The organism is Advenella kashmirensis W13003 (genome assembly GCF_000506985.1).
Classification (GTDB): Bacteria; Pseudomonadota; Gammaproteobacteria; order Burkholderiales; family Burkholderiaceae_B; genus Advenella; species Advenella kashmirensis_A.
Window position 1 is genome coordinate 566,777 of sequence record NZ_KI650979.1, and the last position, 23,701, is coordinate 590,477.

Sequence of the window (23,701 nt, forward strand, 5' to 3'; positions counted from 1 at the left end):
AATGTATCCTCTTGACATTAGCGGGCGGCCTGTCGCAGGATAGACAGGACCTCTTCGGAATCGGTAACGGCACGCGGATTGAAGGCGAGTCCGCGTTCTTGCATGGTTTGACGCGCGATCGGCGCCAGATCGGCTTCGGTCAAGCCAAGGTCTTTAAGCGATGCAGGCAGGTTCAATCGCTCGATCACATCTGCAATCCAGTCGGAAACATGCAAATGGCTGGCACCCGATACCCGATTAAGCACCTTCAGCGCGGCATCCAGCGCTTCACCGGCCTGCGGCTCATTGAAGCGCAGCGCATGCGGCAGCACGACGGTATTGACTTCCCCGTGCCCCACGTTGTGCCTTGCCCCAATGACATGACAGATGGCATGATGCAGGCAGGTTTTGGCCATCGACAGTACAACGCCTGACAGATGGCCGGCCAGCAGCAGACGCCAACGCTGTTCTTCTGAGCTCAATGCGTGATCGGTCAATGCGTGGGCAAACAGCTCAATCGACTGCAGCGCGATGCCATCCGAAATCGGGGAACGGTTCCTCGAATACATGCCTTCGAAGCAATGTGCCAGGCCATTCATGGCGGTATAGCGGACCAGGCTCAGCGGAAGATCAGCACTCAACAGCGGGTCGATCAGTATCGTCGTACTGGCCAGCTGCCGGTTCCAGAAAAGCAGTTTGTGATCGCCTTCACGGGCACCGAAGGAAGGCGTGACCTCCGCCCCAGAAGCCGTCGTCGGCAGGGAGACAATCGGCAGCTTTGCACGTGTCCGGCTCGGAATATCGACCGTCGCAGGCGGCCTGAAATGCGTCATATGGTCGGCCAAGCGTCCCTTTTCCGCCAGCAGCAGGGAAACGGCCTTGGCCGAATCAGATACGCTACCGCCGCCGATGGCTACGATACAGTCCGCATTGAACGCCGCCAGTTCAGCGGTCACCGATTCAACCCATTGCACGCTTCCATGATTGGGGACATCGGACAATACTCTCGTTTGCTTGCCGCTCAGACGCTGCTTCAGCCGGACCCAATTTTCTGACGCTGCCATCCGTTGCTGCATCAGAATGACCGGGCGAGAGCATCCCAGCGCATCCAGTTCTGCGGCCAGGGTGTCAGCACACCCCGGACCGAACCGGACGTGGCTTCCGAACAGGTGGTAGTCGATATGCGGAATCGTCATAACACGTAATACAAATGAAGAATTACGGCCATTCTATTGAGCAGGATTGCCATTGCATAGAAACAGATGGCAAAATGACTGTTTCCAATTTACGAACAGTGCAGGTACTTTGTCATGAACACTATGGAATGCATTGAGGTGTTTGTAGAGGTCGCAAAAGGCCTGAGTTTTACCAAGGCGGCAGAACGACTGGGCACCAGCCGATCAGTCATCTCAAAAAAAATCGCCTGGCTTGAGCAGACGTTCGAGACCCAGCTTTTACAGAGAAACACCAAGCGGGTAAGCCTCACCGAAAGTGGTGAAATACTGCTGCGTAACGCCGACAGCGTGTCTCGTGCCGTCACGGAGTTGAAAGACCTTGTGCGAAGTACCGTGCAGCAGCCGACTGGAAAAATCCGCGTCGGCTCGCCGCCGTCTTTCGGAGCGGTGCACCTGGCCCCCGCCATCCAGGTTTTTCTTGAGACATACCCTGCGGTTCACGTGACAATGCAACTCGATGACGGACGCAGCGACCTGATTGCCGAAAACATGGATTTAACCGTCAGAATCGCACCCCGCCTTGAGGACACCAGCCAGATCGCATACAAGATCGCCGTAGTGCCGCAAGTGCTGGTCGCCACAGACGCCTATCTTGATCGCGCAGGCTGGCCAGCCCATCCCACCGACCTGAAGCGGCACAACTGCCTGGTGCACACATTGAAAACGCCCAGTTCATCCTGGCAGTTCACGGATACCCATGGCCAGCTCCACCGCGTCCAGGTCAGTGGCTCTTTCACGTCGAATCTGGGCGAGTCGCTGCGGCATCTTGCGCAACGCCACTATGGCATTTCCCTTCACCCTCGCTATATGGTGGAAGAGCTGATCGCAGCCGGCGGATTGCGGGTGGTGTTGCCCGAGTACCAATGCGAAGGGCTGGACATTTATGCGGTGATACAGAGCAAGCGATACTTGCCTTACAAAGTGCGTCTGTTCATTGCCCACCTGCGGAATCACTTCAAGGATACCAACTGGACGAGCAGCACTATCGGGAATCGCTAATATGGCGATGGCTGGATTTTTAGTATTATCTCTTGTATCAATGATCAGTGGCGTATTTGCTTTATCTGGATACAGCAAAAAACGCCGTCATCTCTCTTGCGATCAAATCCGGCGCTTCCTCCGCCAGATAATGGCCGCATTCCACGTTCTGGCCGGTGACACTGTTTTTCGACACCGCTTTCCACAACCCCAGCACATCGAAACAGCGCTCCATCACACCATGCCGCGCCCATAGCACGTGCAGGGGCATCGCCAAATGGTTCCCGTTCTTTCTGTCCTCGCGATCAAGGTCCAGATCAATCCCTGCCGAGGCACGATAGTCATTGCACACGGCGGCCACCGTGCCCGGCAAGGCGTAACACCGCTCGTATTCAGACAGCGCCTCGGGGCAGAACATCTCCAGCCCTGCATACCGGGCGCCCATGTATCGCCGAATAAAAGCAACCGGATCGGGCTCGATCATCCGCTCGGGAAACGGCGCAGGCTGGATAAAAAGAAACCAGTGCCAGTAGGCCGTGGCGAACTCACGGCTAGTTCCTTCATACATGTCCAGCGTAGGAGCGATGTCCATCAGGAACAGTTTTTTTATATGTTGGGGATAATCCAGCGCCGCGCGATGCGCGACACGCGCCCCCCGGTCATGCGCGCCGAGGAAAAACGCATCGTGCCCCAGGCTGCGCATCAGCAGGATCATGTCTTCAGCCATCACTCTTTTGGAATAGGCAATACAGTTCTCGCCGGCCTCGGGTTTCGAAGAGTCCCCATATCCCCGCAAGTCAGGCATGACAAGCGTGAAGTTCTCGGCCAGGGCCGGCGCCACCCGGTGCCACATCACATGCGTTTGCGGATGTCCGTGCAGCAACAGCAACGCCGGTCCGGAACCGCCGGTTCGATAGTTGATCGTCACGCCGTCGCTGACCGTAAACTGCTTCTGTACAAATCCGTCGAACATGAAATACCTCCTGTCTGCGTCAAGCGTTAAGATCGTGCTATTGCCTTGCCTGGGTTTTCCGAGAGAGCCACCTTGCCGCCCACGTTGTCCAGCCAGGGATTCTTCGCTGTCCATTCTGCAGCAAAGGCTTTGATTCTATTGACTTCCTTCAACGTAGTCTCGATCATATCCAGGCCACCCAGAAACGCCTCTCTATGGCGCGGGGCCAGTTGGAAGGACATTTTCTCTTCTGCTACGGTAATCGTCAGCGCTTCAATGTCCAGTGCGACTGCAATGCCCGGATTCGCCCTGATTACGGTCGTGATCCTGTCCGCATCGCACTCCGAAACGCGCGCCACCAACAGCCTGTTATTGATGGCATTTGAATAGAATATTTCCCCGAAACTGGGGGCAATGACTGCCTTTATGCCCAATTGCATCAGGCCCCAGACTGCATGCTCCCGGCTTGAACCACATCCGAAATTCTCAGCCCCCACCAGGATACCCGCACCCTTGTATGCCATCTGGTTTAACACACAATCCGGGCGCGAGGCTCCTTTGTCATCGAAGCGCAAATCATATAACACCCCCTGGGCCAGTCCCTCCTTGTTGATTCCTTTGAGGAACTGCTTGGGCATAATCTGGTCTGTGTCCAGGTTGGGAATCGGCAATGGCGCCGCAACGCCTTCAATATAGGACAACGCCTGCATATGACCTCCTGTCAGTTCGCGAAAGTTCGAACGTCAATGATTTTTCCGGCAATCGCCGCCGCCGCTGCCATCGCCGGGCTCATCAAATGGGTCCTGCCGGCCCTGCCCTGACGCCCTTCGAAATTACGGTTCGTGGTAGAGGCACAGCGCTCCTGCGGCTCCAGCACGTCGTCGTTCATGGCCAGGCACATCGAACAGCCGGGCTGTCGCCACTCGAATCCCGCCGCCACCAGTATGTCTGCAATGCCCTCCAGCTCCGCCTGCCGGCGAACTGAACCCGAACCGGGTACGACCATGGCCCGAACGCCATCGGCAACCCGCCGGCCTCGCACCATACCGGCTACGACGCGTAAGTCCTCAATCCGGGCGTTGGTACAGGAGCCGATAAATACACGTTGTACCGGCAATCCGAGCAGCGATGCCCCGGGAGCAAGCCCCATATACTGAAAAGCCCGCCGGGCTGCTTCCTGTTGCATGGGACTGCTGATTGACTCCAGCGCAGGCGTCGGATGTGTCACACCCACCGTCTGGTCGGGACTGGTGCCCCACGTAACCTGCGGTTCGACTTCGCTGGCGTCAAAAATGAACTCTTTCTCGACGCGGGCATTTTCATCGGAAAACAGTGACGCCCATGCAGAAACAGCGCGATTACGCATGTCATCATCAATGTCGGACGCGCGCGCCAGAACATATTCAACGGTCTTTTTATCCGGGGCAATCAGGGCGGCGCGGGCGCCAGCCTCGACCGCCATATTACACAAGGTCATTCTCGCCTCAACCGACAGGGCGTCGATTGCAGCACCGCAGAACTCTACAGCGTAGCCACGCGCGCCTTGCGCGCCGATGCTGCCGATAATATGCAAGATCAGATCTTTGGCCGATGCGCCCAAAGGCAACTGCCCGTTCACGCGAATTCTCATTTCGGACGCAACGCGATAGACCAGCGTTTGCGTTGCCAGAATATGTTCGATTTCCGACGTGCCGATGCCAAAGCCCAGCGCGCCAAGTGCCCCGTACGTGGTGGTATGGCTATCACCGCAGAGAACCACCATGCCGGGGCGAATCATTCCGAGCTCCGGCGCAATAATATGTTCGATCCCCTGCCGCTCATCATTGGTGTCGTACAGCATAATGCCATGACGTTCGCAATTGCGACGAAGATTGATCGCCTGTAGGGCCGATGCCGGGTCCTGGATGACGCGCGGCTTCGCCGGATGAGTCGGAATAATATGGTCGACGACGGCCACATGCGCCCCTGGCGCAGCAATCGCCCGCTGCGCTGCCTCAAGCCCGGCAAACGCCTGCGGGCTTGTGTATTCGTTCATCAGATGCAGGTCCACATACAGCAGAACGTTGTGTTCATCCAGGATCTGGACGGTATGGCTATCCACCATTTTTCGATAAAGCGTGCGTGCTTGAGAACAGGATTTCATTTTTCCGGCCTTCAAAAGGATGAATCACAGTCTACACTCGATAGATGATATTATTAATATAATAATATTCAAATCATTCATTCCTACGGGTTGATAAAATCATGTCCCGATACAACGATCTGGAATTGTTTACCTGCATCGTCCGCAAAAACAGTCTGGTAGGCGCCGGCAGAGAACTAGGCATTACCGGCGCGGCCGTCAGCAAGCGGCTCATGGCCCTGGAAGAAAGATTGGGAGTCAGGCTCGTGCAACGCACCACCCGCACCTTAAGGATCACGCCCGAAGGGGAACGCTATCTGCAGGAAGGCAAGCGGCTACTGTCCGAGCTCGACGAACTGGAACAGACCCTGCGAGGCGTAACGGCAAGGCCGGCCGGCCTGCTGCGCGTCAATGCCAGTCTGGGGTTCGGGCGCGCATTTGTCTCTGCCTTGCTGGGAGAGTTTGCAGCCAACTATCCCGAACTGGAAGTGCAGCTTCACTTGAGCGACCGCCCCCTTAATCTGGTCGAAGAAGGCTATGACATCGGTATCCGGGTCGGCGAACTGCAGGATACGCGCCTGCATGCGCGCAAGCTGCGCAGCAACCGACGTTGTATTTGCGCTGCCCCCGCCTATTTGGACAAATTCGGCACGCCGGCCAATCTCAACGAACTGTCGGCGCATTCGGTCATTGTCCTGCATGAGAACGAACAGACCTTTGGCACCTGGCATCTGCAAAATGAAGGCAGGCGCGAGACGCTGAAAGTTCGTGCCAGGATGAGCACCAATGACGGAGAAACTGCGCTGGCCTGGGCGTTATCCGGTTTTGGCTTGTTGCTCCGATCGGAGTGGAGCGTTCAAAACCTGCTGGCCGATGGCAGCCTGCGCCCGGTACTGCCGGAATGGTATGAACCGGCAGATGTCTATGCTGTCTATCCCAACCAGGACCATCTGTCCGCCAAGACGCGTGCGTTTATCGACTTCATCGCCGCGCATCCTGTCATCGCAGGTTGATGGATAACGAAACCGGATTTAATGCTATATTTGTCGTAACCGTGTACCCCTCATCGAGTTCCATCCACGCAATCACAGTTTAATCGGCCATATGAAAAAAAACCTGACCAGCCAGGACATAGCCCGACTGGCAGGCGTCTCTCAAAGCACGGTATCCCGGGTCATCCGGGAACATCCCAGCATCAAGGAAAAAACCCGCGAACATGTCCTGCGCGTGATTCGCGAATACGGCTATACGCCCAGTGCTGCAGCACGCCAGATGAAAACCAATCGTAGCGGCGCTATTGCTGTGGTCGTCGCGAATCTGACCAATCCTCTCTATCCATCGCTTTTGCATTTTCTGGTCAATGAACTGGCCAGCCAGGGGTTGCGAACGACCGTGTGGGAAATGAGCACCGAACTGGACGATATCACGGCAAAGGCGATTGCCGAAAGCGAGGTGGACGGCGTGATTTTTGCAACAGCGGTCGCCTCGTCCCGTCTTCAACATCAAAAAATAGCCGCTCGCAAGCCAGTCGTATTCATCAATCGCAGCCTGACGGGCCCGGAATTCGATGTTGTTGTCAGTGATAATCATGCAGGGGGGAGAACGGTTGCCGATTATTTTCTGGCAGGCAAGCGTCGGCGTATCGGCTTGCTGACCGGCGCATCCGAGGCCAGCACCATTCTGGATCGTGAGAAGGGCTTCATGAGTCGCTTAAAAGACGTGACCGGCAACACGACGTGCACACGCTCGCCCTTGCAGTTCGATATCTTTACCTATGAAAACGGCTACCAGGCCATGCGTGAACTGCTGAATGCGGATCCTGGTCTTGATGCGGTGTTTTGCACCAATGACATCGTCGCCATCGGTGCACTGGATGGGGCACGCGCGGAAGGCCGGCGGGTCCCCGAGGAGCTATGGATCGTGGGCTACGACGATATTCCGATGGCCGGCTGGGACGTGATCGGCCTGACAACAATGCGACAACCCTTGCCCGCCATGGCGAGCAAAGCGGTTGAACGCCTGCTGGCACGAATAGAGCGCTCCGACCTCCCGGCAGAAACCGTCACGCTTCCGAACCAGCTCATTATCAGAAACACCACCAAGCAGATCGGCCCCCGGCGCGGCAAGCGCTGAAGGGAACCGCACAGGATTTAGTTGCCCAACATTGACGCAAAGGTGACATAAGATCCCCAAATCGCCAGCGCCGTGAGAAACAACAACATAGCGGTATGCCATTTATTGCCAGCCAGATCACCCATCAAATCCTTGCGGTTAATCAGGACGATCAAACCGATTGAAACCAATGGCATCAATACAATTTGCGCCGCATTCACGAAGATTGTCAGAAGCACGAACCCAGGCATACCCGGAATCGCCCACATCAGCGGCAAAATAGCCACCAGAAAATAGGCGACGCGAAACAAGGGATCCTTGCTCGGCGCAGATTCATACTTCTTCTTTCTTTCAGGGACAACGCAGTACACACATTCCATTGCCATTTTTGGAAAACCATGAGCGTAGCCGATGACCGAACTGAAACAGGCGCACAACACACCCAAATAAATGACCAGCTCTCCGATACGACCGGCCACCTGTCCAAGAAGATGTGCCAGATCGTTGAAGTTGGTTATGGTAATGCCTCGCGGGTGCAACACCTCGGCCCCCATGACCCAGACCGACAAATCCAGCACAATAATGACGAATATGCCGAACAACAAATCGTAGCGTTGGACTTTTCTGTGTTGCGGCCCGATATAACCCTTTTCTTTCATGAATGTCGGATACAGCAGATTGGCAAGCGATCCGCCGACCGCGCCAATAAGCGAGATGACGATCAGCAGCGCGCCGAACGAGCCGACCGTTTGGGGAACTTCAAATGCAAATGTACCCACCGCGATTGCACCGACATCCGGCTGGACCACAATCGCACCGCCAATCAAACTGGCCGCGAGCACCACCAGTATTATTTTTTCCACGTTTTCCAGGTAACGGTAAACCGCTTTTCCGGTAATCACTACCGCCAGTACTACGCAAATTGCGCTCCACAACATGACGGAACCGGACTCGCCGGTCAGATAATAAAGTGCCTCGCCCGACCCTTTGATCGTATATGACTCATAAAAATGTCCCAGAATCACGCCTCCGATTGCGAGCAGTATCGGATAGTATTTCCAGACCAGCGCATATCCTTCGAATATCGTATGCCGCTTGATATTCATCAGTTGGTAGTTGGCAATGATGCTGACGAGCATATAGCGCACAATCAGGGCAAGCGCCAGGCCCCACATTAGCGTATAGCCGTAGTGAGCGCCGGCCACCGCATTATCCACCAGATCGCCCGCACCCAACCAGGTAAGTACCAGGACAATCCCCGGTCCGAAGGATTTTACATAGCCCCAGAAAGTGCTCGGAATCGGCGCACCCTCTTGTGTCGTGTCGGTCGGCGAAGCGGCAGCAGCATCCGAAGACGGCGGCGCAAACGGTTTATCCGACACCTTTATATCAGTCGCATTGGTACTCATAATATTGTCTCTTCCTATTTATCTTTATATACATTTTTCATCAGGTCGCAGCGGGCGCTGTCTTGGCAGCAGGCGATACAACATTTGCGCACGATGCGTTATCAGGATGTTTGCATTGCGGCCGGCCTATGCCGCCACGTGCTCAAGATCCAGCGTGGTTGTCCGGCGCAATTCACGAGGATACTTTTTATCGTCGAAGGGCAAACCGCGGTGCATGGTCGCCCGGTTGTCCCAAATCACAAAATCATCGACTTGCCAGACATGCCGGTACACGAACTCGCGTTGCGTGGCATGCTCTGTCAATTCGCGCAGGAAGGCGCGCCCTTCCGGCACGGGCCACTCCACGATATGGGAAGCGTGAGACGCCAGATACAACGATTTTCTGCCGGAACGCGGAATGATCCGCACCAGCGGGTGAACGGCGCCGGGCAACTTGGCCTTTTCTTCTTCCGAGAACTCGAAACCCAATACATGGCGGGAATACACAATGGAATGGAAGACCGTCAGACCATCGAGTTGTTCTTTTACATCCTGGTCAAGCGCATCGTAAGCGCCACGCATATCGGCAAATTCCGTGTCCGCGCTGACCGGCGGCACGACCTTGGCCGATAGCATGGAATAACGGCCGGCAGGATCATTGAAAGACGCATCGGTATGCCAAAGCCGATTGCTCAGAGAGCTGACCCGCCGACGGTTATCGGATTTCAGGACCTCTCCCCTGTCATTCACATTTGAAATATCCGTAAGCGCATTGGTGCCAAATCGATTTTTCTCGAGTACGGACAATGATGTTTTCGTATGAAGCACACCATCCAGCCGCTCCGAAAACGCCAGTTGTTCTTCGTTCGTCATCGGCTGACCATGAAACACCAGTACACCGTATTTGTCCATCCCATCTCGAATGGCCTGAAGCCCCTGCTCGTCAACGCTTCGCAAGTCGACGTGGCTGACTTCACCTACAAAGTGCGGGTGAATCTGCCGGATGGTTAAACTCATGATGACTCCTCCTATGGATCGTTGTTGGAATATTGTGATGTCGAACGCAAGCTGACAGACACCCCGAACAGCGGACCATGCAGGCACGGAGCCGCATCGTGAGAGGCTGTCATTAAAAATGACTACGTAATCATATTTTGCGGCAAAAACGTTTGGTCGACAACCGCGATTTGATACTGGTTGTTACGCTATCGGATAATTCACGCGTTTTTCCGATCATTTGCCGCCTGAACGGCTGCTGCGGCTAAAATTCCCTCGTTTCACACGCATGGTCCCGGGCGGACACCCCGCAACATTGACCAAATGATCAATAAGGCATTGTTATGCAAAAGAAATTCATCTTATCTTTGCTGCTGGGCATTCTCTTTTGTGTGACTGCATTTGCGCAGTACACCGTCCAGTCGGTTCCCAACCCTAAGCGGTTGGGCCAAGACCAATTTGTCAGCGATCCCGATGGCAACTTGCGCAGCGAGACCATTGCCCAATTGAATGCGATCAGCGCGAACATCGAAAAACAGAACAGCAGTGAATTTGCCCTTGTGGCTGTCAATGATTACCAGGGGTCCAGCGATTTCAGTTTTGCGCTCGACTTGTTTACGCATTGGGGCATCGGCAAAAGGGGCAGCGACAATGGTTTGCTGCTGTTTCTGGCAATGGATCGGCGGGAGTACCGGTTTATCAGCGGCTACGGCGTTGAAGGCATTTTTCCGGATGCGCTGCTGAAACAGATTGGGGAAAGCTATCTGGTGCCGTACATGAAAGCGGGCAATACGGATATGGCGGTTTTAGCCGCCGCCCGGGCAGTCGAAAGCGTTTTCCTGTCCCCTTCTCACGAACTGGAGCTGGCAGGGTTACGGGCATACCAGCCTACTTTGTGGAACCGATATGCCCGGACTTGGGAGCAGACACTATGGGTTGTGCTCGGGTTTTCTGCCGGATTTGCCTGGCTGAGCTGGGCACGCAAGCGCGCAAAGAAAAAATACGCGATCACCAAAAGCCGCTTTAAGGGAGCGGCGATCTGGTACGCGTTCTTTACATTTTTATTTGTCCTGTTTGTCAGCCTATTCTTTTTCGTTTTTATGGAAAAGGTAGATGTCGTTTACCGGTTGGTTAATCTGCCTTATTTCATTGCCGTTTTCGGCGCATTGGTCCTGCTCTTTCATTATTACGAAAGCGCCCGGTTCCTCAGGCGCAGCACGGCAGATCTCAAAACCGGACTCGATATGCAGGTTTCATTTGCCCGAGCCAGCCTGCTGCCGCTACTGCTGTCGCCATTTGCCTACAAGGCTTATTATGATTTGGTCAAAAATGCAAAACGCGCCCGCTTGCGAGCGACGCCACCCGATCCCTCCAGGAAATGGACCCGCCTGAACCGTGACGCGGCCAAGCCGACCGCGCTCGAAAAATATCTGGGCAAGCGCCGGCTGAAGGAAGAGAAAATCGGTGCGAAATCCTACGAGATCTGGCTGGACAGCGAAACCGAACGGTTTCAGCTGACTGATTTCGCGGGCGAAAATGCAAGCCAATACAGCCCATGCCCCAAATGCCATGGGCAGACATTGAAGGCCCCCGCGACCATTGTGCTCAAGCCTCCTACCTATTCCAAGACAGGAAAGGGAGAGCAAATCCAGCGTTGCGCTTTTTGTGACTATAGAAAATCGCTGGGTGTGATGACGCTTCCTGTCCTTGAACGAAGCTCGGATTCGGGATCGGGCTCGAGCTCGGGTTCGAGTAGTTCAAGTGGCGGAAGCAGTTCGTCCGGGGGCAGCTTCGGAGGCGGCTCCAGCGGTGGCGGCGGCGCCGGTGGCCGCTGGTGACCCGTGCAGGACAGGTAAGTAATAGGTCCGGCAGACAGGCGATCGCTTGCCTGCCAGCCAGAATTTTAGGCAACGTGCCACGCAAGCAGGCCCGCCGACAAATTTATTCAACTTGCTCGGTCGCCTTCCTCGATACAGTTGCCGCCTGTTGCTGCGCCCGTCGCCAGTCTCCGCTATTAGGATAAGGTAGCCCAAGATTTTCGCGTAAAGTGTGCCCTTCATAGTCCTTGCGGAAAACGCCTCGACGCTGCAATTCCGGCACAACCAGTCGCACAAAATCCTCGTAACTGCCCGGCGTATGCGTCGGCGAAATCACAAAGCCATCGCACCCTTCTTCGATGAACCATTTTTCCATTTCATCGGCAACCGTCGTGGGCGATCCGACAAAAACGTTGAACTCTTTTAAGCGCGCACGCTTGGAGTAGTCGATAAAATCCCGGACCGACGGATTCGATTTGCCACTGAGCATAACCACCCGATCCCGGAAAGCGCGCCATCCGGACACGGCCTTCATATCCTCATCATTGATGGGTTCATCGATATCACGATCGGCAAAATCGTGATTCAGGACTTCACAAATCAGCGCCAGCGCATCTTCTTCTTTGGCCATTGAATCGGCATACTCCATTTTCTGGCGTGCGATTTCATCGGTTTCTCCGACCACCACGTAGCAGGCGGTGGCGATCTGCACGGTAGCCGGGTCGCGTCCGGCGCCGGCGATCACGGATTTCATGTCCGCGTACTGTTTTTTTGCCATGTCCAGATTGGGATACACCACGAAGATGAATTCGGCCCATCGCGCCGCGAACGCCTTGCCCCGGCCGCTTTGACCCGCCTGGATCAGAACAGGCTGTCCCTGTGGCGAACGCGGGACAGTAAATGGACCACGCGAATTGAAGTAGTCGCCGCGATGATCCAGACGCGTGACCTTTTCAGGATGGGCAAACAATCCGCTGGTTTTGTCCACGACCAGCGCGTCCTCCTGCCAGGTGTCCCAATGCCCCAGTGTTGCCTCAAGAAATTCGTCAGCACGCTCATAACGCTGGTCATGTTCAAGATGACTGCTGCTGCCGAAATTGGCCGCCTCAGAATCGTTCAGCGACGTAACCACATTCCACGCCGCCCGGCCTTTGGTCATCAGGTCCAGCGTAGCGAAGGTGCGGGCCACATGATACGGTTCATAATAGGTAGTCGAATAGGTGGCCCCCAGTCCCAGCCTGCTGGTCACCGCCGCCATGGCGGAAAGAACCACGACCGGATCCATTTTCACTGCACGAATACCGTGTTTCACCGTGTCAGCGTGATCCCCGGCATAAATGTCCGGCATGGCCAGGCGATCATCAAAAAATGCCATGTGGAATTTGCCTTCCTCCAGCACCCGGGCAATACGCTGGTAATACTCCGGCGTCAGGAAATCCGGCGTTGTAGCGGCATGCCGCCAACTGCCGGGATACGTTGAACAGTTCTGGGCCTGCAAAAAGCCGATCAGGCTCATTTGGCGTTTTTTCTTTTGCATATATTGCATCTCCGATTTGGTATGAGGAATGTCCGATGGCCTGTGCTTGTTCAAATAGGGATATCCACTTCCAGCAATGGTCCATGCTGCTGTGCTCCGTACACATCGCTGTCGCCAAAAGCGCCGGCCGGGAGCAGGCGGGGTAACGTCGCCTTGAAGGCGCGGGCGGCACGATACGGTGTGAATAGCACCTCTTCTTCTGCGACCAGGTACAAACGGGAAAATAGCGCTGCGTTCAGGACACCGGTTTTCTCGACGCGATCGAACATGTCATCCGAATCGAAGATGACATCAATGGTCAAATCGAACGGGCCCGCATTTTTGCTCTTGCAGATACTGGCCAGGTCACGAATTCTGGTCATGGCATGCTCCAATATTTGAATAGTCAATAGGAAATAGCTGGTTCGGATCGTCGACGTCGACAATATGGAAAACGCTGAATTCATAGGCGTTTCCAAGCGAAATATCCGAAGGAGAAAAAGGAATCGCCATATTGCCTTCGCGACACATGCGGCCAGGAAAATCTGAATGGAGCATGGAGAGCCGGGCAATTCCGGTGACGGCATTGGCCACTTCCTGCGTGGCGGCCAGCACCTCAACGACAAATGCCATTTCATGCGGCGCATTGAATGCAGCCGATTCGCGCGCTCCCATGACACCGTTGCGACCATAGCTTCGTATCGCAATACGGTAATCATCGGACTTGACGCCAAATGCCGTGGTTTTCTCGTCGATATTCGCGTTGATAATCTCCAGATAGCGCTCGACGTCGCGGATCAGAATGGGGTCCCTCGTCGCACAGATGGTCATTGCGCGAAATCCGGTATGACGCACACCCTCGATCTTGACAGTGTAGGTGGCGTTCGGTTCCCAGCGCATACCGCTGACCCGAACCATGCGATCGTTGATCTGTTCAAAAACGCAATCGGAGGTATCCAGCATACCGCCAGGTTCGGCATGATGAATCGGGCTTTTGTTTTCATGCAGGGCAAAATTGGCAACAGACAGTGTCGTGCACCGCTGGGCCGGATTTGTCGGCTCGAGATCAACATACTGGTCCGTCACACGCGCTAACAAACAGCCCTCGCGCTTCGGAACGGCAGGCTCGGACCCGCATTCCAGCATTTTCCCAGCATACCAGGCCTGTGCGGGAGGCAGCCCGGCACGGATCACCACCGCCGCCCAGGGTGCCGGATCGGTGCTTCTGCCCGCCAGGATCACCTGGGCTCCCTCGTCCAAAGCGCGAATATATGGTTCGGGCCCCATCAAGCCGACAATCCGGGCCGCATCGTTGATCATGTTTTCCGAAAGCGGCTGCTGCCGCGACACCGCCTGCACCCGCCCGCTGGCAACGCGTTCAATCAGGAACTCGGCGTCCAGTTCCGAATGGATAAGCGCCAGTTTGAACGACAGCTGTTCCTCGGCTGCGATTTCCCGGACGATATCGGCCATCAGTTGCAAATGCGGCTCGCCCCCAGCTCCGCCCGAGGTGCTGACAATCACCGGAATACCACGTGATACCCCCCCTTTGATCATAATTCGCAGATCGCGCTTCATGGATACCCGTGAACAAAACGCCTGCCCCGCGCCCAGATAATAGGGACCAGGATCAGTACTGCCGCCGTCGGCGCCGATCATGTGGGGATCCTGCGCCAGCCCGGCCTCGAAAGAAGATTCGGGGAAGCCATATCCCAGAATCGGGGTTGCCGACAGCAATCGGATTTCATTCATAATACGACCGTCCTTTCCTTTTCGGCATCGCAATCCGGCATAACTGCCTGCTCGCCTTTTTGCTCTTCAACATATTCATTCTCCTGTACAGCGTCTATACATCCGCCAGCCATCTATTCAGGTGTGATATTGAACTTGGCGGCCAACGACTTGATACGCTCGAAGTAACGTGCCTGATCCGCGTTGAATTCGTCTATGTCATTGGCTACCGGCTCCGCTGCTTGCGAAACCAGAGCCGCCTTCATTTCGGGGTCGGATGTCACGTTCTTCACTTCCTGGCGCATTCGTTCCAGCGCCGCACGAGGCGTTTTGGCCGGTGCATAGAGACCGTAAGTCACGTAATAATCGAAATCACCCAGCCCAAGCTCTTTGAGCGTGGGCACATCAGGCAGAGCCGATGAGCGCTCGGTACCTGTTACGCCAAGGGCATGCAGACGATTCGATTTCAAATAGGGGGCAGCGGCCGCTACGCTCGAGGACGCGATCGATACAGCCCCACCGGCTGCGTCAACCAACAGCGGACCACTACCCTTGTAGGGCACATGAACCACGTCCATTTTCTGGCTGTCAGCAAGCATCTTCACCAACATCATGGTGAATTTTTCGGAATTGGCAATGGAAAACTTGCCCGGATTTGCACGCGACAGTGCAACAAACTCCTTCATATCCTTGGCAGCAATGCTATTGTTTGCCGAGAACAGCAGCGGCGAGCGCGCAATCAGCGTCACGCCGGTCAGATCCCGGAAGGTGTCGTATGGCAGATCCTTGTGTACCAGCGGGTTCAGCAGATGCGTGCCAACGGCAATAAGATAGGTATAGCCGTCCGGCTGAGCGCGAGCCACCATACTGGTTCCGATAATGCCATCGGCGCCGGGACGGTTTTCGACAATGACCGATTGTCCCAGTCGCTCTGACAATTTGTCGGATAGCTTGCGAGCAAGGTAATCCGACCCGCCTCCCGCGCCATAGGGGACAATGATCCGGATGGGCTTGCTCGGAAAGGTATCGGCATGCGCCCTTGCCGCAATGCCGGTCATTGCCAGCGACGCAACTGTCATTGTTGCCACGAGTAGTCTATTGAAATGCCTCACTTTCATTGTCCTTGTCTCCAATTTCATTGATTTGTTTTGGATAAAGCTGACAGCCCCGCAGCGGCGCCAGACTCACACCGGCAGCGGTGCGTTGAGTTTTGCCTGCGAAACGTATTCAAGGTAATGGCTGACGGCATGCTCGACCGCCGTCCTGTTCCTGCTTTTGAGTGCAGCGAGAATCTCCCATCTGAGCGGATCCAGTTCGGGACGATACAAGGCCCCTACCTGATCGGTTTTGTGATATTCATTAACGCTCAGTTGCAGCAAAGTAGTGAGTGATTGCGCGACGACCGCGATGACTTCATTGTGGGCTGCCGCGGCAATCTGGTCGAAAAACCGGATAGCCAGCCGGGCACGTTGCAGCATATCGCCCGCATCGATCTGGCCCTGCATGTCATGAAGTGTGTGTTCGAGCGCTTCGAAGTCCGCGCTTTCGGCATTGCTGCAGGCGAGTCCGACCATGCCGATATAAACCAGCCTCCTCGCCTCGAGCAGCTTGGCAGGGCCAATGCTCCCTTTGGCTGCAAGCTCGCGCAGAGATTGCGTGACCATCATATAGGCACCCTTGCAGAACACCAGCGGATCGTCTTCACGAACCCGTTCAAATTGCCGGACTTGCCCGATAAAAATAATGTGATCGCCCGCGTCGTGATATTGGTACATGCTGCAGTGAAAACGGGCGACGCAGTCGCTGATCAGGGGCACGCCGGCATAGCCCGATTCATAGGTAATGCCCTCGAACTTATCCGCAATCGCCGAGCTGGCGAACCGTCCCGACAATGCGCCCTGATCTCCCGCCAGTACATTAATGGCAAAGGCGTCGGTGTCCCGGAATATCTGGATTGAGCTGCTTTGCTTGCGCAAGCTCCACAACACGAGCGGTGGATCAAGCGACACGGAACTGAATGAATTGCATGTCAGCCCGCACGCACGACCCTGGCCATCAAGCGCAGTGATAATGGCAACCCCGGTCGGGAAACACCCCAGTGCGTACCGATATTGCTTGCTGTCGAATTCGGTTATCGCACCGGATCGCGCGGCCTGCTGCGGACGCACGGATGACGTTGTTTTATGGGGGGGCACGCAGGTTTCTCCTCAAACACGTTACAGACGAATCTAGTCTATAGCGGTCGTCGCAGGAGAACAATTTCCAATCATTAATACATTTATAAGCCAAATGAAATAATCAGCCTCGTCCTGGAGCGCCCCCTGATGTAGTAGCGAGCGTCGCACCAAAATCCTCACGCAATTGTTCGCAAAAATGGTGGGCTGCGTTCGATAGTCTGGCCTTTCTGGCCAGAAGAATGCCAAAACAGCGCGTCATGCGCAATTCAGCGAGCGACAAAGCAACACGAGGTCGTTGAATATTGGTTTGCGCCATGGATCGAGGCAGGATAGCAACCCCGTGTCCCGTGTCCAGCATCGCAAGGAGAGTCGTCAGGTTGGTCAGCCGTGGGGCGAAATGACAGATCAGCGCCTGTGCCTGCATGGCCTGGGCTATCTGCTGCTGGATGCGGTCATATTGCTGCAGCAACAACAGCGGGTACTCGCTCAGGCAGGCCAGCGTTACTGCGCTCTTCGAAGCCAGTGGATGCTCGCCGGGAACAACCACGGCCATTTCGTCCTCTCCCAGAGGCTCAAACCGGAACAGAGCGGGATCGCCTTCGAACGCGACCACCCCAAGATCAGCCGCTCCGCTTTGGAGCGCAGCGAGAATCTCGTCATGCTGCATATCACGGATATGCACGTCGGCGGCCGGATAGCGCCGGGTAAAGTGCTGAATGATTGAAGGCAGCGATTGCGCCGCAATAATGGGCGACGCCGCCACCACCACGCGTCGCTGCCCCTGTTCAGCCTCGGCCTGGAAATCGGCCAGTAACATGCGCAAGTCCTGCAATGCCAAAGTCGCCTGTTCATATAACCTCCTGCCCGCTTCGGTGGGTTCCATGCGCCGTGTGGTGCGCAGCAGCAGTCTGGTATGCAGAATGGCTTCCAGGCGCTGAATACGATGGGTCACAGCGGGCTGCGAGATATGCAGCTTGCCGGCTGCAGCGTTGAAGCTGCCGCTATCGACTACGGTAAGAAAAGTTTCAAGCTCCAGCAGATCGAAACGAAGCGTATTCGAACGGGTCGGTTTACTGGCCGTTCCCATGCTATCGGTCCTGGTGCTGGAAACCGGGACCGGCCGGAGCACAACGCAAGCAGATGCAGTGAGCGGACGAGCGGTTGGAAAGCAAGTGATACATCGCGTCTCCTGTTTACAGGTGATATTAAATAATTGATTTTTTACAGTATAGGTGAATACGTGGGAAGCATTCATACGTCAGCGGATTACACATAGATACGCCAGCGCTGGTTTTCGGCAGCGAGCGTCGCAACCGGGCAAATATTTCAACCACAATCGGCTTCAATTGGTGATTATTACCGCACTTGTATTGTCATCAGTACATGTATATGATTTAATACATCCTTTCCATGCACAAATACCAGAGGAGACTTTTGCATGCATCGTTCCTATCTACATGCTGGCCTGCTCGCCGCTGTTCTTGGCTTCAGCGCCATCCTGCCCGTTCACGCAGCCACCAGTGGCCAGCCCGTCAAACTTGTCGTAGGCGCCTCGCCCGGCGGGACGACTGACCGTGTAGCCCGTGGCATCGCCCATGAAATGAGCAGTATTCTGGGCCAGACCGTGATTGTGGAAAATCGCCCGGGCGCCGGCGGCAACATCGCTGCGGACGCCGTTGCCCGTGCCCCCAAGGATGGCAATACTTTGCTGGTCAGCTTTACCAGCTTCACGGTCAATGCCACGCTCTATAAGAAACTGCCATTTGACCCGGAAAAAGATTTCACCCCCATTACCATGCTGGCCGAAGTGCCCAGCGTGCTGGTCGCACGCAAAGATTTTCCCGCATCGGACGTGGCCACGCTGATCGATATGGCCAAAAAAGAGCCAGGCAAGTATTCCTTTGCCATTGGCGGCATGGGCTCATCCCTGCATATGGCGACGGCCAGTTTCGAGATGGGCGCCAAGATCGAAGGCCTGACGGTTCCCTATAAAGGCACCTCTCCGGCCATACAGGATCTGGTCGGCGGACAGGTCGATCTTATGTTTGCCAGCGCGGTCAATGTAATGCCGCTGGCCGGCGGCGATCGCATCAAGATATTGGGCGTCACCAGTCCGGAGCCCATGAAACAGTTTCCCACGGCGCCCCCTATCGGAGATACGGTCAAGGGATTCTCGTCCAAAGCCTGGTTTGGTATGTTCGGTCCGGCTGGCATGCCCAAGGAACGTCTCGAGCAACTGCATAAAGCCGCGGTTGAAGGGGCCAAGCACGAGAATTTTGTAAAGCTGGTCGAGCCTGAAGGCGGCACAGTCGTCACCAATACGCCAGAGGAATTTGCCCGGTTCGTGTCCGAAGACATCAAACGCTACGCCGACGTCGTAAAATTCACCGGAGTAACCGCCGACTGACTGCCCATATGATTGAAAACCCCACGCCTCGCTATTACAAAATCTACCGCCTGCTCAAACAGGCTATCGAAAACGGTCAATACGACCATCAAGAGGCGATGCCGGGCGAAAACGTACTGGCCGAGACCTACCAGGTCTCGCGCCTGACGATCCGACGCTCATTGGATTTATTGCAAAGCGAAGGCCTGGTGGAACGCCGCCAGGGCGCGGGTACCTATCCCTTGCCGCGCAATGCCGCCACGCTTCCCTTGACAGCGGACATCAACAAACTGGTGGCGCATCTAAATAAAATGGGAACCGGCACACAGGTACGCGTGCTGGATGTGCAATACGAGATGGCCAACCGGATCGTGGCGCATCAGCTGGCCTTGCCGGCCAAAAGCAAAGTGCAGAAGGCCATCCGGGTCCGCTACCATGACGGCAAGCCCTTTTCCTACCTGGTGACGTACGTGCCGGAGGATATCGGGCGACGCTATACAAAAGAAGATATGACCCGGCAGTCATTGCAGGCCATCCTCAAAGGACTGGGCTTGCGGCTGGGATCGGCTGAACAAACATTTACCGCGACGGCTGCCGATGCACACCATGCCGAAGCACTGGGTGTGACGATTTCATCGCCTTTACTGTGCATTAAGCGCTTGACACGTGACAAACAGGGTCGCCCCATCGAATATCTGGTTGCCGTCTACAACCCGGAACGCTTCGAATACCATATGGCTCTATCCAACAAGCGCTCGCGAGGCGTAGACGGATGGATCGTGGACGAATCGCACTCATCATAATCGCTGGCGGTATATCACGATTGAATTGTTGCCGCCCGCAATATCGACTCGCGCGGCGTCGGCTTTTATTCGTAGCGCGCCGCCTGCTCGAGCAGCGACGGAGTGCCGATCAAATCATTTAACTGGTCAAAATTCAGCATCGACTCGCGTGAGCCGGCGGTCGAGCCATCCTGCTGCAAGCGGCCATAGAAGGTCTGGAGCGTATGCGCCACGGCGCGCGCAGCCCCGCCGGGAAAAATCACAATACTGAACCCAAGTTCACTCAGTTCGTGGGCAGAATGGATTGGCGTCATGCCCCCTTCCACCATATTGGCCAGCAAAGGTGCACGACCAGCAAACCGAGCGCAAGTCCGGCGCATCTGCTCGTCGCTACGCACCGCTTCAATAAAAAGGACATCGGCGCCACACGCCAGATACGCTTCGGCCCGTTCCAGCGCCGCATCCAGTCCTTCGACCGCGACCGCGTCGGTTCGCGCCAGGATCAACGTGCCATCATTCTGGCGCGCATCCAGCGCGGCTTTGATTTTGCCGCACATTTCCGCCACCGGCACGACCGACTTGCCCGCCAGATGGCCGCAACGCTTGGGAAACGTCTGGTCTTCAAGCTGGATCATCGAGGCACCTGCTTTTTCAAACCCGCGAACCGTGCGCATGACATTCATCGCGTTCCCAAAGCCGGTATCGGCATCGACGACGATGGGCAAACGGATCCGATCCGCAATACGCGAAAGCGTCTGTTCGACTTCGGTGTAGGTCGTCAGCCCGATATCGGAACGGCCCAGTCTTGTATAGGCAATGGATGCGCCCGACAGATAGACCGCCTGAAACCCGGCCTGCTCCGCGATCAAGGCAGAAAACGCGTCATAGACGCCGGGTACCAGCAGGCAGGAAGATGAATTCAGAAGTGTTTTGAATGATGTCATATAAAGTGTGGGTTAAAGTCGTTCAGGACGGGCGGATTACGCCTGGCGGGCTGCGGCGAGTTTGCGCTGCAGCTGGGGCAGCAGACCGCCGGCCGCTGCCATCTCCACCAGAAATGGCGGAATCGCCTGACAGGCATAACTGTCTACGGCGTCAATACTGCCGTCGGTCTCATTCGTATCGTATACGTGCAGTCGCGATTGGCGGGTATCGATTTCGATATGACTGCCTTCGGGAATGGATTCGGCTTGCGGACAGACAATGGCCAGCAGCCCCAAATTGAACGCATTGCGAAAATACAAGCCGCTGAATGTCGGGGCAATAACTGCCTTCACACCCAATTGCACCAGTACGCCCACAGCCTGTTCACGCGAGGAGCCAATGCCGAATCCGGACCCCGCCACCAGTACATCTCCTGGCGCCAATTGCGCAGCCAGGCCGGGATACCGGCTTTCCAGGGTGTGCGCGGCCAGCACCGAGAGGTCCTGTTTCATATAGGCGCCGGGTGCCAGTGCGTCCGTATCAATATTTGCGCCGACGCGCCATACACGATGCCTGCTCATGATTTTGCTTCCGCCAATGCGATCCGTGGATCGGTAATGTGTCCCGTCAGCGCCGAGGCAGCAACGGTATAGGACGAGGCCAGATAAACCTGCGTGTCCGCCGATCCCATCCGCCCCCTGAAATTGCGCGCCGTCGTGGAAACGACGTTGGCCGCGCCCTTGAGCGCATTGCCATAACCCGAACATGCACCACAGGAAGTCGCAAATAACTGTGCGCCCGCATCCAGCAGAATCTGCAACGTGCCGTCCGCCTGCGCGTCCTGCTGGTCGCGCAGCGTCGCCGGCGCAACCATCAGTTGTACACGCGGATCGATGCGCTGGCCTTTAAGTACGGAAGCAGCCGCGCGCAAATCCGCCAGCTTGGCACCCGTACAGGCTCCAATATAAGCAAGCTGCACCGGCGTTCCATGCAGTGCATCGACAGCATGCACGTTATCCGGGCTGTGAGGTGCCGCCACCATGGGGGAGAGTGCTGCGGCATCGAAAGATCGCACTTCACGCCGGGCATCTTCGTCCGTCCGCCAATGCTCAAGGTCGACATCCGCCTGCACACCCACGGATTTCAGATAATCAATGGTCGTCTGGTCCGGCGCGATCAGGCCCACCTGCGCACCGATTTCTGCACTCATATTGGACAGCGTCATGCGCTCCTGCATGGCCAGGGCCTTTACAGCCTCGCCGGTATATTCGACGGCGCCATAGTTTGCCCCATTGGTACCATACTGCCCGATCATATGCAGCATCATGTCCTTGGCAGTCACACCGGCAGGCAGGCGCCCCGACCAGTCCATGGCGATCGTCGGCGGCGTCTTGACCCAGATTTCACCAGTGACCACTACCCCCAGCATTTCGGTGCTGCCAATACCGAACATATACGTCCCGAAAGCGCCGCCGGTCGGCGAATGCGAATCGCCCCCGACGCAGAACATGCCCGGACGCAAATGGCCTTGTTGCGGCAGGACCACGTGGCAAATGCCGATTGAATCATAGACATTGGGCAGTTGCTGTTCCGCCGCCCAATCTCGCGCGATTTTCAGAATTTTTCGCGAATCGTCGTCTTCTTCCGGCACATAATGATCCATGACCAGAACCACTTTTGATTTGTCCCAGATCTGTGCGCCGATTTTTTCCAGCATCGGTTTTAAGCGGCGCGGGCCGCTGGAGTCGTGAAACATGGCCAAGTCTACGGCGCACGTGACAATCTCGTCCACCGCCACGTATTGGCGGCCGCATGCCCGGGCGATCAATTTCTGTGCTAGCGTCTGTGGCGCCATGCCGATTCCTTTCTGGAAAGATATGAAGCTTGCCTTCATTATAAAGATGTACTTACAACAATACAAGTTATCCGAAAAAAAACGCTATATAAAAAACGGTGACGTCGCGCGCAGCATAACCCGGCGACCAGTCGACCCATTCTGGTGGACTCGTCCGCGAGGATCCAAGCGCAGTGTTGTTCAGCTTCCGATCATTGTGTCGATCGTTTCAAACCGCAGCAACCTGCCCGCACCTTCAGCGATCTCCGACCAGGCGTCCACATTGAAATCGGTCACCGTCAGCGAAGCCGGCGGAAAGCCCGCTTGCAAACGCGCGAGCGCGTCATTTTCATCCTCGCCGCAAAAATATTGCGTCGTCAGGGCCAGGCCGGGGTTATGGCCGATCATTAATACTGTCTGCGCCTTCGAATCAATACCGTGCAGGACTTCGATAATATCGCCCACGGAAGCTTCATAAATCCGACGCTCCGTCGACGCCTGGACTGTGCCGCTGAAGGCGGCGCTCACTTGCTGCCAGGTCTGTTGTGTACGAACCGCGCTCGACACAATGACCAGTTCGGGCTGCAACTGTTGTGCCAAGAGATATCGGCCGACCAAGGCAGCCTGATCAAACCCCCGATCCGTAAGCGGCCGGTCCGGATCGGGCAAGCCCGCCACGGCATTCGATTTGGCATGACGCAACAACATGAGCCTGAGCATGAATCACCTTTCACCGACAATTAAAACGCCAATCATACAATACCGGGCCTTC

Annotated in this window: 22 protein-coding genes; 6 read left to right on the forward strand and 16 right to left on the reverse strand. The window is 55.8% G+C overall.

Features of this window, described 5'->3' with window-relative positions:
* Positions 1-17: 17 nt before the first annotated feature.
* On the reverse strand, positions 18-1,175 hold the full coding sequence (locus tag W822_RS26790) for an iron-containing alcohol dehydrogenase family protein (RefSeq protein WP_024003602.1): 1,158 nt from the start codon (positions 1,173-1,175) through the stop codon (positions 18-20).
* A 114-nt stretch (positions 1,176-1,289) separates the two neighbouring features.
* Between W822_RS26790 and W822_RS26795 the strand changes: the two genes are divergently transcribed.
* Entirely contained in the window at positions 1,290-2,213 is a 924-nt protein-coding gene (locus W822_RS26795; RefSeq protein WP_024003603.1) for a LysR family transcriptional regulator, read from the forward strand.
* A gap of 61 nt (positions 2,214-2,274) precedes the next feature.
* Here the strand turns inward: W822_RS26795 and W822_RS26800 are convergent, their stop codons facing one another.
* From W822_RS26800 to leuC, 3 genes are read right to left on the reverse strand one after another with little or no spacing between them, the layout of a single operon-like run.
* On the reverse strand, positions 2,275-3,165 hold the full coding sequence (locus W822_RS26800; protein WP_024003604.1) for an alpha/beta fold hydrolase: 891 nt from the start codon (positions 3,163-3,165) through the stop codon (positions 2,275-2,277).
* Between the two features lie 26 nt (positions 3,166-3,191).
* On the reverse strand, positions 3,192-3,854 hold the full coding sequence (gene leuD / locus W822_RS26805) for a 3-isopropylmalate dehydratase small subunit (RefSeq protein ID WP_024003605.1): 663 nt from the start codon (positions 3,852-3,854) through the stop codon (positions 3,192-3,194).
* Between the two features lie 11 nt (positions 3,855-3,865).
* Complete coding sequence (gene leuC, locus W822_RS26810) at positions 3,866-5,287, reverse strand: 3-isopropylmalate dehydratase large subunit (protein WP_024003606.1); 1,422 nt, start codon at positions 5,285-5,287, stop codon at positions 3,866-3,868.
* 101 nt (positions 5,288-5,388) lie between these two features.
* Between leuC and W822_RS26815 the strand changes: the two genes are divergently transcribed.
* Positions 5,389-6,279 carry a LysR substrate-binding domain-containing protein gene (locus W822_RS26815; RefSeq protein ID WP_024003607.1) on the forward strand — a complete coding sequence of 297 codons (891 nt, stop codon included), beginning with the start codon at positions 5,389-5,391 and terminating at the stop codon, positions 6,277-6,279.
* Positions 6,280-6,370: 91 nt separating this feature from the next.
* Positions 6,371-7,399: a LacI family DNA-binding transcriptional regulator gene (locus tag W822_RS26820; RefSeq protein WP_024003608.1), complete on the forward strand. Its 1,029-nt coding sequence runs from the start codon at positions 6,371-6,373 to the stop codon at positions 7,397-7,399.
* Positions 7,400-7,416: 17 nt separating this feature from the next.
* On the opposite strand, the gene W822_RS26825 is transcribed toward W822_RS26820, so the two are convergent.
* Both W822_RS26825 and W822_RS26830 read right to left on the reverse strand, forming a co-directional pair.
* Complete coding sequence (locus W822_RS26825; protein WP_024003609.1) at positions 7,417-8,787, reverse strand: Nramp family divalent metal transporter; 1,371 nt, start codon at positions 8,785-8,787, stop codon at positions 7,417-7,419.
* A gap of 126 nt (positions 8,788-8,913) precedes the next feature.
* Positions 8,914-9,783, reverse strand: a complete 870-nt coding sequence (locus W822_RS26830; protein WP_024003610.1) for a TauD/TfdA dioxygenase family protein — start codon at positions 9,781-9,783, stop codon at positions 8,914-8,916.
* A 323-nt stretch (positions 9,784-10,106) separates the two neighbouring features.
* Between W822_RS26830 and W822_RS45755 the strand changes: the two genes are divergently transcribed.
* Positions 10,107-11,600 (forward strand): TPM domain-containing protein, encoded by a 1,494-nt coding sequence (locus W822_RS45755; RefSeq protein ID WP_024003611.1) that lies wholly within the window; start codon positions 10,107-10,109, stop codon positions 11,598-11,600.
* Between the two features lie 103 nt (positions 11,601-11,703).
* Here the strand turns inward: W822_RS45755 and W822_RS26835 are convergent, their stop codons facing one another.
* The 6 genes from W822_RS26835 to W822_RS26855 all read right to left on the reverse strand — a co-directional run bounded on the left by W822_RS26835 (position 11,704) and on the right by W822_RS26855 (position 18,090).
* Positions 11,704-13,116: an LLM class flavin-dependent oxidoreductase gene (locus W822_RS26835; protein WP_024003612.1), complete on the reverse strand. Its 1,413-nt coding sequence runs from the start codon at positions 13,114-13,116 to the stop codon at positions 11,704-11,706.
* A gap of 50 nt (positions 13,117-13,166) precedes the next feature.
* Positions 13,167-13,478 carry a DUF4387 domain-containing protein gene (locus W822_RS26840; protein ID WP_024003613.1) on the reverse strand — a complete coding sequence of 104 codons (312 nt, stop codon included), beginning with the start codon at positions 13,476-13,478 and terminating at the stop codon, positions 13,167-13,169.
* Positions 13,462-14,847: an acyclic terpene utilization AtuA family protein gene (locus W822_RS26845; RefSeq protein WP_024003614.1), complete on the reverse strand. Its 1,386-nt coding sequence runs from the start codon at positions 14,845-14,847 to the stop codon at positions 13,462-13,464. Before W822_RS26845 ends, W822_RS26840 begins: the two co-directional genes overlap by 17 nt.
* 113 nt (positions 14,848-14,960) lie before the next feature.
* Positions 14,961-15,944 carry a Bug family tripartite tricarboxylate transporter substrate binding protein gene (locus tag W822_RS0123150; protein ID WP_172642759.1) on the reverse strand — a complete coding sequence of 328 codons (984 nt, stop codon included), beginning with the start codon at positions 15,942-15,944 and terminating at the stop codon, positions 14,961-14,963.
* 66 nt (positions 15,945-16,010) lie between these two features.
* Positions 16,011-17,021 carry a flavin reductase gene (locus W822_RS45760; protein WP_051401586.1) on the reverse strand — a complete coding sequence of 337 codons (1,011 nt, stop codon included), beginning with the start codon at positions 17,019-17,021 and terminating at the stop codon, positions 16,011-16,013.
* 103 nt (positions 17,022-17,124) lie between these two features.
* A complete protein-coding gene (locus W822_RS26855) occupies positions 17,125-18,090 on the reverse strand; it encodes a LysR family transcriptional regulator (protein WP_024003619.1) in 966 nt (321 codons plus the stop codon).
* Positions 18,091-18,441: 351 nt separating this feature from the next.
* On the opposite strand from W822_RS26855, the gene W822_RS26860 reads away from it, so the two are divergent.
* On the forward strand, positions 18,442-19,410 hold the full coding sequence (locus tag W822_RS26860; RefSeq protein ID WP_024003620.1) for a Bug family tripartite tricarboxylate transporter substrate binding protein: 969 nt from the start codon (positions 18,442-18,444) through the stop codon (positions 19,408-19,410).
* Positions 19,411-19,418: 8 nt separating this feature from the next.
* Positions 19,419-20,192, forward strand: a complete 774-nt coding sequence (locus W822_RS26865; RefSeq protein ID WP_024003621.1) for a GntR family transcriptional regulator — start codon at positions 19,419-19,421, stop codon at positions 20,190-20,192.
* Positions 20,193-20,257: 65 nt separating this feature from the next.
* Here W822_RS26865 and W822_RS26870 read toward each other — a convergent pair whose 3' ends face one another.
* The 4 genes from W822_RS26870 to W822_RS26885 form a co-directional block, all read right to left on the reverse strand.
* Entirely contained in the window at positions 20,258-21,115 is an 858-nt protein-coding gene (locus W822_RS26870) for an isocitrate lyase/PEP mutase family protein (RefSeq protein WP_024003622.1), read from the reverse strand.
* A gap of 36 nt (positions 21,116-21,151) precedes the next feature.
* Complete coding sequence (locus W822_RS26875) at positions 21,152-21,676, reverse strand: LeuD/DmdB family oxidoreductase small subunit (protein ID WP_031242073.1); 525 nt, start codon at positions 21,674-21,676, stop codon at positions 21,152-21,154.
* Complete coding sequence (locus W822_RS26880; protein WP_024003624.1) at positions 21,673-22,950, reverse strand: 3-isopropylmalate dehydratase large subunit; 1,278 nt, start codon at positions 22,948-22,950, stop codon at positions 21,673-21,675. Before W822_RS26880 ends, W822_RS26875 begins: the two co-directional genes overlap by 4 nt.
* A gap of 180 nt (positions 22,951-23,130) precedes the next feature.
* Positions 23,131-23,649 (reverse strand): SixA phosphatase family protein, encoded by a 519-nt coding sequence (locus W822_RS26885; RefSeq protein ID WP_024003625.1) that lies wholly within the window; start codon positions 23,647-23,649, stop codon positions 23,131-23,133.
* Positions 23,650-23,701 lie beyond the last annotated feature (52 nt).

Coding starts and splice junctions, on each gene's coding strand:
- W822_RS26790 (WP_024003602.1), bottom strand. CDS start 1,175: ATGACGATTCCGCATATCGACTACCACCTGTTCGGAAGCCACGTCCGG.
- W822_RS26795 (WP_024003603.1), top strand. CDS start 1,290: ATGAACACTATGGAATGCATTGAGGTGTTTGTAGAGGTCGCAAAAGGC.
- W822_RS26800 (WP_024003604.1), bottom strand. CDS start 3,165: ATGTTCGACGGATTTGTACAGAAGCAGTTTACGGTCAGCGACGGCGTG.
- leuD (WP_024003605.1), bottom strand. CDS start 3,854: ATGCAGGCGTTGTCCTATATTGAAGGCGTTGCGGCGCCATTGCCGATT.
- leuC (WP_024003606.1), bottom strand. CDS start 5,287: ATGAAATCCTGTTCTCAAGCACGCACGCTTTATCGAAAAATGGTGGAT.
- W822_RS26815 (WP_024003607.1), top strand. CDS start 5,389: ATGTCCCGATACAACGATCTGGAATTGTTTACCTGCATCGTCCGCAAA.
- W822_RS26820 (WP_024003608.1), top strand. CDS start 6,371: ATGAAAAAAAACCTGACCAGCCAGGACATAGCCCGACTGGCAGGCGTC.
- W822_RS26825 (WP_024003609.1), bottom strand. CDS start 8,787: ATGAGTACCAATGCGACTGATATAAAGGTGTCGGATAAACCGTTTGCG.
- W822_RS26830 (WP_024003610.1), bottom strand. CDS start 9,783: ATGAGTTTAACCATCCGGCAGATTCACCCGCACTTTGTAGGTGAAGTC.
- W822_RS45755 (WP_024003611.1), top strand. CDS start 10,107: ATGCAAAAGAAATTCATCTTATCTTTGCTGCTGGGCATTCTCTTTTGT.
- W822_RS26835 (WP_024003612.1), bottom strand. CDS start 13,116: ATGCAAAAGAAAAAACGCCAAATGAGCCTGATCGGCTTTTTGCAGGCC.
- W822_RS26840 (WP_024003613.1), bottom strand. CDS start 13,478: ATGACCAGAATTCGTGACCTGGCCAGTATCTGCAAGAGCAAAAATGCG.
- W822_RS26845 (WP_024003614.1), bottom strand. CDS start 14,847: ATGAATGAAATCCGATTGCTGTCGGCAACCCCGATTCTGGGATATGGC.
- W822_RS0123150 (WP_172642759.1), bottom strand. CDS start 15,944: ATGAAAGTGAGGCATTTCAATAGACTACTCGTGGCAACAATGACAGTT.
- W822_RS26855 (WP_024003619.1), bottom strand. CDS start 18,090: ATGGGAACGGCCAGTAAACCGACCCGTTCGAATACGCTTCGTTTCGAT.
- W822_RS26860 (WP_024003620.1), top strand. CDS start 18,442: ATGCATCGTTCCTATCTACATGCTGGCCTGCTCGCCGCTGTTCTTGGC.
- W822_RS26865 (WP_024003621.1), top strand. CDS start 19,419: ATGATTGAAAACCCCACGCCTCGCTATTACAAAATCTACCGCCTGCTC.
- W822_RS26870 (WP_024003622.1), bottom strand. CDS start 21,115: ATGACATCATTCAAAACACTTCTGAATTCATCTTCCTGCCTGCTGGTA.
- W822_RS26875 (WP_031242073.1), bottom strand. CDS start 21,676: ATGAGCAGGCATCGTGTATGGCGCGTCGGCGCAAATATTGATACGGAC.
- W822_RS26880 (WP_024003624.1), bottom strand. CDS start 22,950: ATGGCGCCACAGACGCTAGCACAGAAATTGATCGCCCGGGCATGCGGC.
- W822_RS26885 (WP_024003625.1), bottom strand. CDS start 23,649: ATGCTCAGGCTCATGTTGTTGCGTCATGCCAAATCGAATGCCGTGGCG.